Source organism: Neoehrlichia mikurensis, from assembly GCF_019186785.1.
Taxonomy (GTDB): Bacteria; Pseudomonadota; Alphaproteobacteria; order Rickettsiales; family Anaplasmataceae; genus Neoehrlichia; species Neoehrlichia mikurensis.
Genome location: NZ_CP066557.1, coordinates 1,101,982 through 1,112,301 on the forward strand (window position 1 = coordinate 1,101,982; position 10,320 = coordinate 1,112,301).

The window sequence follows — 10,320 nt, forward strand, 5'->3', positions numbered from 1 at the left end:
TTCTCATAAGATTCTATGTTTTATCAAAATTTTTTGTAGAAAGGAATTTATCTGTTCATCTGATTTATGATGCACTCATGTATACCACTAAGTTGATAAGGAGTAATTATTTCTAATTTCTTAGTTTTTGATAAATGTTCTAAACATGAAATGGTTTTTGGAGCACAACGAAATACTTTCCTTCTATGTATTATATATAATTTTTTAGCAACTTTCGCTAACTCTATAGCCCAATCTGCAGCTGAATCTCCTCCTCCTGCAATTACAATACTTTTATCATAAAAATTTGATAATTTGTCTATATGATAAAATACAGATTTATTTTCATATTTTATAATATCATCTAAGGGAGGACGATTTGGTCCAAATCTTCCAGACCCAGCAGCAATAATAATAACTTTACATTTAACTTCAATTTTATTATGAGTCACTACTATAAAATGATCAGTATTCTCAATTATATTTTCTGCAATTTCTCCCAATAAATATATAGGGTTAAATGGGTCAGATTGTTTAATTAAATTATCAAGGAGAAGATGTTAATGTTCTTTATAGAAAAAGATACGCAAAAAATTTATTGAATAAAAAAATAATAAAGTTAATGATAATATAGGCTGTTATATTACGTGTCTATAGAATTAACAGAAAGATGTTTCTTTTACTTAAAAAATAAATACTCTGAATAAGAATATACCATCTTTTTAATCAAAATGATATTAAAAATATTGTATACGTTAAATAATATCAATTATACGATAATCTATAAAATAGTAGAATTAAATATTTCATGAAATGCACTTTTATGTATTTCTTTCATTTTACTTCCATTATTACTTTCTTTTGCAATTTTATATAACTGTGAATATTTTGTATCTATCTAGGTATTTATAAGACTTATTATTTACTTAAAAATGTACCATATACTGTAATTTTGATATAATGGGTTATATCAATAATTAAAATTTAAAGCATAAACATTAACCCCATATCTACTCCATATGATTTTAATTCGAAATTTAAAAAGTGATATAATACACTATTACCATCTTCATCATATATAGGATTTGTTTGATATTTCCAATAATTCTTAGAAAAATTATATCCTATATAAGCTTTAAGCTTTTTATTTAAAAGATATAATATACCTATATTATATTGAATAGCAATGCCGTAATGATTATTAGGTTGGCTTTTGAGACCATAATATTTAATAACCTTGATAAACCCAATACCATATCCTAAATAAAGATTTATTTTATTATTTATATTATATAAATTGTATATTTTATACATTAAAGAAGTTTTATTAATTGCTAACATATCTTTAATTTGAAAAAGAGAAAGTTTTTTATTATTAATATTGCTCATAATACGTATGATACTATTTCTTGCTTCATGAGATATTAAATGTAATTCTGGCAAAGTACTTGTATAACGTAACTCTAACTCATGATAGAAGTTACTTTTAAAATTATTTCCAACTGCTATATAAAAATCTTTGCCACCTTTTTTATAATGAAAATATTCTGATTCTAATGAATCTTGTTGATTAAAATTATATATATATCCTAATTTATAGTATCTATTTGATAATAAGTGAGCAAAAACTTTATAATTATACATAGTAGTAAAGCAGAGAAAATATATAAAAAAATACATAAATTAAATTAATAAATTAAATAATTTTAAGTAATTATCATAAATTAAATATATGATCAAAGAAAATAAAAAATTATTTTCTGATTAATAATTACTTTTTTAGGATTAAGTGTATTTTATTGTATAAATAATAGGATTACAAAACAAATTATACTTCCATTATGATGATAAAGGCTTGCGAAAATTATGTGCTAACCTTCTAAATTTTCTAAGGTGAATATATATTCCATAAATATTGAATATTATTAGTTCTTTTATAATTAATATCATGTAGTAAGATATGATGTTTTGTGTATCCTTTTTTCTATAAATGACATTAACATCTTCTTCTTAGTGTATAAATTTTTACATTATATAAGATTGCATCTATAATCTTATTAAGATAATTTCCTTCCATAATATAAATATATAGGTCTTATATATGAAACATTGATTTAAAACTTAAATGTAGCATTTTTAATTAATAATATATAAACATCTAATATTAATTTAAAAAAGACTAAAATTCTTTATTCTACATAAATATACTTTATCAAAATATATTTTGTTTATATGTAAACATTTTAGAATTAACATCTAACGATCATCATCTATATGAACCACACAATTACTTTTCATAAATATATTCTTTACTACTTGATTACGCATCTTTTTCTAAAGAAGATGCTTAATATTAAGTATCTTTTTAAAATGAACAGATAAATTTCTTTCTACAATAAAAATTTTATTCATTTGAAGACAACTCTTATATACACAATACTATATATTATTAAATGTATTATTACTTCGTTTATTATTGTGTACATTCTATTTTGCTTATGATCATAATTATTATCATCAAAACTTGCTAAATTTTGAAAATATAAGCTATTATTTTCTGATCGTCTTTTTATAATTAAAACAGAACCTTTATATAATTTCAGACATATAGTACCATTAACTTTTTCTTGAGATTTATCAATTAATGCTTGAAGCATTTTACGCTTAATTGTCCACTAGTAAATAGTATATATTAATTTGGCATATTGATAATATAATTCAAGGAATTCGTAAAGGTGGAAAAGAAATTGTAAAATTATTTACAAAATGGTTCAGCTTATTATATGCTTTCAATAATAAGAATATATGTATATATACTTAAATTATTATTATTCTTGTTTATATAATCAAAAGCGTATATTACCATGTGCTGCATATTTAACGGGGGAATGTGGAGTTTATGATTTATTTACAGAAATACCTGTTGTTATAGGCAAAATAACATTGAAAAAGAGCTAGATTTATAAATCTAGGCATAGTTTATCATTTTAAATGAACTACCCCTTCATCTAATATAATACTTTCTATTGCACGATGTGTATGAGTAATATTGTTCCTCTTGTGCTTCACATATACCACGTGATTTTATTCCTATATAACGATTTTTGCTATATCAATAATTCTAAAATACCTTATGCTAATGATATACAACTTAACATTATTGTAAAATTATGAATATTTTGAAACATAGTGCACTATCAACAATATAATTACCCTTTTAATTCTTATTATGCTGGTATATCATATATTGGCTTTTCTGCATATAAAGCTTTACATTGTCCTCCTGCCTCTTTTAACGAATCAATTACACAACAACTCATCTTTAGCATGCCTGCTTGAAAAATAGTAAATATCCCTATAGGACCTGCACCAATTATTGCTATATCAACACTATAAGTTCTTGTCTCTTTAATTATCATTTTTATATAAATAATTTAAATACATATTATTATTATACTATATTAATAATACTTTTTGATATCAAAACTATACCTATATTTTATTATCTTCCAGCAACTGTCATTTGATGTATCTTTAATGTAGGAGAATTAACAGATTTTAAAAATACTAAATCGTTTGCTATTGATATGTTTTTAAACATATCAATTAAATTCCCAGCAATAGTAATCTCATTTACTGGATATGTAATTTTACCATCTTCTATTTATGAATATATTTTAAATTACTTAATGCTTGTGGTAATATAAAATATATTATAAATAATACAAACATCATTTATGTAAAATATTTATGAAAAAAATAGTATTAGCATATTCTGGAGGATTAGATACTTCAGTTGCTTTAAAATGGTTGCAGGAAACTTATAAATGCGAAGTTGTAGTTTTTACAGCAGATATAGGACAAAATGAAGATCTATCCTATGTGTATAAAAAAGCATCTTCTTTAAATGTTAAGGAAATTTTTATAGAAGACTTAAAAGAAGAATTTGTACAGGATTTTGTATTTCCAATGTTTAGAGCAAATACTATATATGAAGGATATTACTTATTAGGTACAGCAATTGCAAGGCCTCTTATTGCAAAACGTCAGATTGAAATAGCTAATTTAATAGGTGCAGACGCCGTTGCCCATGGCGCCACAGGAAAAGGAAATGATCAAATAAGATTTGAATTAGGATATTATTGTTGCAACCCATCAATAAAGGTTATTTCACCATGGAGAGAATGGAGTTTATTATCAAGAACAGATTTAATACAATATGCAAAAAAATATAATATAGAAGTTCCTTTAGGTAAAATAGATGAACCTCCATATTCTATTGATGCAAATTTATTACACACTTCGTATGAAGGAAAATTATTAGAAGATCCAAATGCTCTAGCAGATTATAGTATGTTAACTCGTTCAGTAATTCCAGAACTAGCACCAGATGTACCAGAATATATAGATATTACTTTTGAAAAAGGTGATCCAATAGCTATAAATAATGTTTCTTTATCTCCAGCAACTTTATTAGACCAATTAAATAAAATAGGTGGAAAACATGGTATTGGAATTATTGATATAGTAGAAAATCGTTATACAGGAATAAAGTCACGTGGTATATATGAGACACCTGGAGGAACAATATTACTTCATGCACATCGTGCAATAGAAAGTATTACATTAGATAGAGAAGCAGTTCATTTAAAAGATGAAATTATGCCTAAATATGCTAAATTAATATATAATGGTTACTGGTGGACAATTGAGCGTAAAATGCTTCAAGCATTAATTGATAAATCTCAAGAAAAAGTTAATGGTACTATATGTCTGAAATTATATAAAGGTTCTGTTTTAATTATAAAAAGACGATCAGAAAATAATAGCTTATATTTTCAAAATTTAGCAAGTTTTGATGATAATAATTATGATCATAAGCAAACAGAAGGATTTATAAAAATAAATGCCTTAAGATTTATATCAAATTCTAATAATAAATAAATAATTATTTTTTAATAAAATTCTTGATTATTGTTAATATAATTATTAATATTAAATTATTAATTTTTTTTTAATAATATTTTACAAGTGAGAATTTATGTTAGTACCACAAGAAAATCAACAGCCTACTAGTACAAAAAATCAACCTATAAGCATAAAACGTTTTGTTACTTCAGAAGAATATAGCAGTATTGCTGCTTCGCTTAGTGAGATACTAGGATTAATATGTAGTGCATGTCACGTAAAATGTAAAACTATTAAATTAGTACCATTTGTTAATTATAATGATTATGTTGAACTTTTTCAATATCTACCCAAACTACTAGTAGAGGTTAAGGAAAAGAAAGAAAAATTAGACTCTTTAAGTGAGGATTTTATTCACTCATCTCCCTCTCTTAACAAGATAAATGAATTTTTTACTCTAAGAAAGAGTTTGTTGTTTACATTAAAAAATATCATTAATAGCACGGGTGCTAGTGGATTAGTATCCATTGATCATGAGCGGGAATTTTATAACAGTTGTAATATAGCGCAGATGCATAATATAGAAGATTACATACAAATATTTACAGAAAATTTTAATAATTTTAAACAGTTAAATTTAATTAATACACAACACGATGTATATCTTCCAAGGTTGTATGGTGATCTTTATAATTCTTGTTATATTGGTGAAAGTTTTAATTGTAGCTCTATAATAAATAATATGAAATTTTTTTTTAATGAACTTGCTTTGATAGATACAAAATATTCACAGTTATATAAAATCGCAAAAGAAAATAATGATTATAATGAAATTAAGGAAATAAATAAAAGCTCATTTGATATTATGTATGATACATCAAAATTATGTGATATCAATGTTTGTTTTAATTATGAAAAGGATCAAAGACTACTAGGAACTATGCTGATTTTTTTAGCATCTTTTGTAGTAAGTGGTTTTTTTACAGCTATTTATTGGAAAGAATTTGGGAAAGGAGTATTTGATAAAAATGTGCTTTATGGATCTGCTGGATTATCTATGTCATTAATATTACTTTTAATAGGATTATCAATATGTTATTGTATAGGACGTAAAGGTCACAATAAATCGTTTAAGAATATGACTGATTATCTTGATGGCATCACTACTAACGAGAGTGATAAGTTCTCTTCAGAAGATGAAGAAAAAAATTGTAGGCCACATTTAGATGATAGTCTTAATGATGATACAGTATTAAGTAGTAAAGTAACCGAAGTAAATGAAGTAGAGAAAGCAAGAGTTACAGTACGGGAGTAGTGTAAAAAATGATTCTCAAAAGGAGAATTTTATAAGGTTAATAATATCTTTATTAAAATAATACAAATGCGAGTTTATAATGATACCTCAAAATCCAAAATATTATGATACGTTATTTGATGAATTGATAGACTTAATATGTGATCTATGTTACATAAAATGTCAAAATTTTAAAGTATTACAAAAAGTTCCTTCTTATGACTATGGTAAATTCACTGAATATAATGCCATGTTTCTAGAAAAGATTAAGAGCTACCAAATAACAATGCTATCTTTAAGTGAGAGTTTTTTACAAGAATCCCCTTGCCTTAGCAAGGTGAATCAATTTTTTAGATTAAGAAGTGATTTTTTGTTATTTTTGAGAAGTATTATTGTAATGCATGTAAAGTCAACATTATCCATTTATCATGATCAGGAATTTTATCAAAAGTGCAATGTAGAATTGGGGTATTATAATGAAATAAATTACAATCAAATATTAACAAAATATTTTAATAATTTAAAACAGTTAAAGTTACTTAATACACAACACGATATATATCTTCCAAATTTTTATAATAAGGGTATTAAAGAAAATGATATGAGTCCTATAAATAATAATATTAAATTTTTATTTTATGAACTTGCTTTGATAGATACAAAATATTCACAGTTATATAAAATCGCAAAAGAAAGTAATAATGAAAGTGAAATGAAAGAAATATATCAAAGTGCATTTCATGTAATATATAATATGTTATCAATATTTGGTGCAGATGTTAAGTTCATTTATAAAAAAGATAAAGCATTAAAAATAATTGTTACAGTTATATTATCAATTTTTATGATTAATAGTATATTCTTACCTTTATTTTTAGATAAACATATCTATAAATTGTTAGGTAAAAACGTGTTTTATGGAAGTATTGGATTATCTATATTATTATTGTTATTTGTAAAAGGATTATCAATATATTATCTTATGGGACGTAAAGGTCACAATAAATCGCTTAATAATTTGACCGATTATATTCATAAAATCAGTAATAGCATGGATAACCCCTCTTTTAGCAATGGTGAGACTGTCAATACTGGTGTAGAATTGAATGATGATTTACTATTACTAAGTAAAGTAACAGAGAGTGGTAAAGTAAAAAGTGCAGATGCTAAATTAGCATTGAATTGATTTTATTTTAAATATAAGCATGTGTGTTTAGAAAAACTTACCCCAATTATATTTAATGTGCCAAACTAACAGAAAATATACAATATTTTTTAATAAGTGGCATTGTATATTATTATATTATTTAATCATGTAACAATACTAAAAGTTTTTTATGATATATGATAATTTCTTAATATTATATGGATATTAAACTATAATATTTATTTTCTACTATAATAATATTATTTGAATACAAAATACATATTTCCATTAAATTTATTCATATAATATTAAACTTATTTACATATTATAAAATAAATTTAATTAAGAATGTTATACCACCGGAAAAAAAATAGCCAAATAATTAGCACTCTAGTAGCAAATTATTTTTAGTAGAAGAAGAATAATATTAATATATAATTAAATTTTTAAGATATTAAATATGATAAAAATTATGAACAAAACTGCACCAGATAATATAGATTATAGTAAGAAGCTAATATTAGTTATTAATAAGATATGTAACTTATGTCAAATAACTTATAAAAATATTAGCATTATTAGAAATCCTGATAATATTCAAAAATATATTGTATTTCTTGATATATTATCTAAAGAAATTGAAAAGCATACACTTATTATGAAGCAATTAATTACTAATATTAATCAAAATAATGCTACAATAGAATTTGTAACAGCAGTATTAGATTATAGGAAATATCTTTTATTATTATTTTATAACGCTCTTACATATAATAAAATAATAGTTAATATAGAAGATATGACTCATAATCAAGTATTAAATGATTTAGAAAATTTTTATATTCATCAAAATATGGAATCACTAAACACAAAGGAATGTATTGAATATTGTGTTAAGCATTTATATAGTCTCAAAGATGCACATATCAACATATTAAATAATTTTACACCTACTGACGATATAATTGATATTCTTAAGTTTAGTAACAATTATTCAATAATATTCTTATTTAATGAAATCATTCTTACTTATGATACATTAATAAAAATGTATAAATCACCTAAATGGAAATATATAAAAAATAAACGCGATATATTCTTGATATTTGCTGAAACAGTAAATGATATACTAATAAATTGGAATACTGATTGTTCAAAAAATAATGCAAATACTTCTAAAATGATAGGTATATTTCATAATATTTTAAATATATATTGTTTATTTGGTATATTAATATCATTGATGTATTTAGATAAGAAAAATCCTATTTTTCTATATATAGGAATAAGCATGTTGTTGGTAGGTGTTTTATCTCATATAATATTATTATTGATAACACTACAACTTAATGAATTAAACACAATAAAAGAATATTTTAAACGCAATGAACCAACAATATTAAATGACTTAATGGAGAAAATAAAAAATGATGTATCACAAGAATTAAAGATACTAGAAAATGTAGAAATTAACACATATCCTACAATATCAACTGGTACCATTAAGTAAAAAATATCACTGAATATATATTTTAGTGTATTATTTTTTTTATATGCTTATATCTTTTAAAAAATTACATAAATGCTTCATACAATATTTAATACATTTATTTGATTTTAGTGATTCTATATTTTAAATTTTTTAAATCATTTAATACTTGATTATGAATCACATTCTCTAGTTAATTATTATATTAGTTATAATAATACAACTTTAAAGTATAGAAAATGCAACAACATATTATATTTGATTTTAATTATTAGTAGTATGTATCATATGCTGTATATTAAGTAACTTTTTTATTTTAATTTATTTATAGTTAACAATGCAAAAATAGTAAAAATAGTAAAAGAAACTCAAAAATATACTTTAATAATAAAGTTATTATTTTAATACTATCTCAATTATCTTATAATCATATTTTTAATTTAATATCGTTTAACATATATATTAAAAAGATTATTTTATAAAATTGAAAGAAATTGTACTACTACATTAATACAGTGTGTTATTAATTTGGTTGATCTTTAATTCTAAATAATTCATCAAAATATAATGTTAGTTAATTATTATAAAAGTATAAAGTACAACATTTTATCATAAAATGATTTGAATAATAAAAATAATATAATTATGTATGTTGTTATTTTATGACTTGTTTAATTATATCTATTATTTAATTACGTTTGATTATTGAAAAAATGTATATTATATTAATAAGTACATACAATATATTAACTTCTGGGTATTTATAATATGAAACCACTATCTCAATTAGTATATGATTATATTTTTGATTCAATATTATTTAATTTATATTTAAAAAGTAATTCTAAAAAGTTATATTCTGCTGAGCTTGATAAGGTATATAGTACTATACGATCATTTATGTGTAAAGATGATGCTGAAAATTTTACCGTTTCCATTGCTAAAAAATTAAATAAACCAAATTTTATTAATAGTGCAAATTTAACTGCTTATATTTGTAAAGCATTCTCTTTAATAAAGCTTATTACTAAGAATTTAGATGATGATGAGCAACATTATTTTATGGCATCTTCCATCGAAGAAAAAAAACGTTTTCATGATTTAGTAAGTATATTTATAACATTACCGTTATCCTGTAATTACAATTACCCTGCTCAATATCATAATGAAGTATACGCAAAAGTATTTACATTTCAATATCAACATATTGCTAAATTTATTTTTCGTCATGCACAACAAGTTGCTGATGTTGCTATGATTTATAATATTGTCAAAAAAATAAATAACAATAACTCATATTTTAGCATAAAGGATGTTACTAACATATATTACAATAAACTGATAAATGATAGAGTGTCAGTTGAAGAAGTACTTGATTCTATATGTCGCACATTATATAAGAAAAAAATGATTTCAATAGCAAAGGATGCTGCTAAAGCTGCAAATCTTTATAATAAAGTAAAAGAACTAAATGATAAAGATACTCAATCCCCTATTCTTGAA

Annotated in this window: 6 protein-coding genes and 4 pseudogenes; 5 read left to right on the forward strand and 5 right to left on the reverse strand. The window is 22.8% G+C overall.

What is annotated here, in order from left to right; all coding sequences use genetic code 11:
• Positions 1 to 89: 89 nt before the first annotated feature.
• The 3 genes and pseudogenes from HL033_RS04460 to HL033_RS04470 form a co-directional block, all read right to left on the reverse strand.
• Positions 90 to 533: pseudogene (locus HL033_RS04460) on the reverse strand (NAD(P)/FAD-dependent oxidoreductase); the annotation flags it as partial.
• Positions 534 to 963: 430 nt separating this feature from the next.
• A complete protein-coding gene (locus tag HL033_RS04465; RefSeq protein WP_218194076.1) occupies positions 964 to 1,623 on the reverse strand; it encodes a hypothetical protein in 660 nt (219 codons plus the stop codon).
• A 764-nt stretch (positions 1,624 to 2,387) separates the two neighbouring features.
• Positions 2,388 to 2,699: pseudogene (locus HL033_RS04470) on the reverse strand (hypothetical protein); the annotation flags it as partial.
• 85 nt (positions 2,700 to 2,784) lie between these two features.
• On the opposite strand from HL033_RS04470, the gene HL033_RS04475 reads away from it, so the two are divergent.
• Positions 2,785 to 2,937 carry a hypothetical protein gene (locus HL033_RS04475; protein ID WP_218194077.1) on the forward strand — a complete coding sequence of 51 codons (153 nt, stop codon included), beginning with the start codon at positions 2,785 to 2,787 and terminating at the stop codon, positions 2,935 to 2,937.
• 275 nt (positions 2,938 to 3,212) lie between these two features.
• Here HL033_RS04475 and HL033_RS04480 read toward each other — a convergent pair.
• Positions 3,213 to 3,398: pseudogene (locus HL033_RS04480) on the reverse strand (hypothetical protein); the annotation flags it as partial.
• An 83-nt stretch (positions 3,399 to 3,481) separates the two neighbouring features.
• A pseudogene (locus HL033_RS04545) lies at positions 3,482 to 3,643 on the reverse strand (metallopeptidase TldD-related protein); the annotation flags it as partial.
• A gap of 86 nt (positions 3,644 to 3,729) precedes the next feature.
• Here HL033_RS04545 and HL033_RS04485 point away from each other — a divergent pair.
• From HL033_RS04485 to HL033_RS04500, 4 genes are all read left to right on the forward strand, one after another.
• Positions 3,730 to 4,923: an argininosuccinate synthase gene (locus tag HL033_RS04485; RefSeq protein WP_218194078.1), complete on the forward strand. Its 1,194-nt coding sequence runs from the start codon at positions 3,730 to 3,732 to the stop codon at positions 4,921 to 4,923.
• A gap of 97 nt (positions 4,924 to 5,020) precedes the next feature.
• Positions 5,021 to 6,202, forward strand: a complete 1,182-nt coding sequence (locus HL033_RS04490; protein WP_218194079.1) for a hypothetical protein — start codon at positions 5,021 to 5,023, stop codon at positions 6,200 to 6,202.
• 79 nt (positions 6,203 to 6,281) lie between these two features.
• On the forward strand, positions 6,282 to 7,367 hold the full coding sequence (locus tag HL033_RS04495; RefSeq protein WP_218194080.1) for a hypothetical protein: 1,086 nt from the start codon (positions 6,282 to 6,284) through the stop codon (positions 7,365 to 7,367).
• A 421-nt stretch (positions 7,368 to 7,788) separates the two neighbouring features.
• Entirely contained in the window at positions 7,789 to 8,838 is a 1,050-nt protein-coding gene (locus HL033_RS04500) for a hypothetical protein (RefSeq protein ID WP_218194081.1), read from the forward strand.
• The last annotated feature ends 1,482 nt before the right edge of the window (positions 8,839 to 10,320 follow it).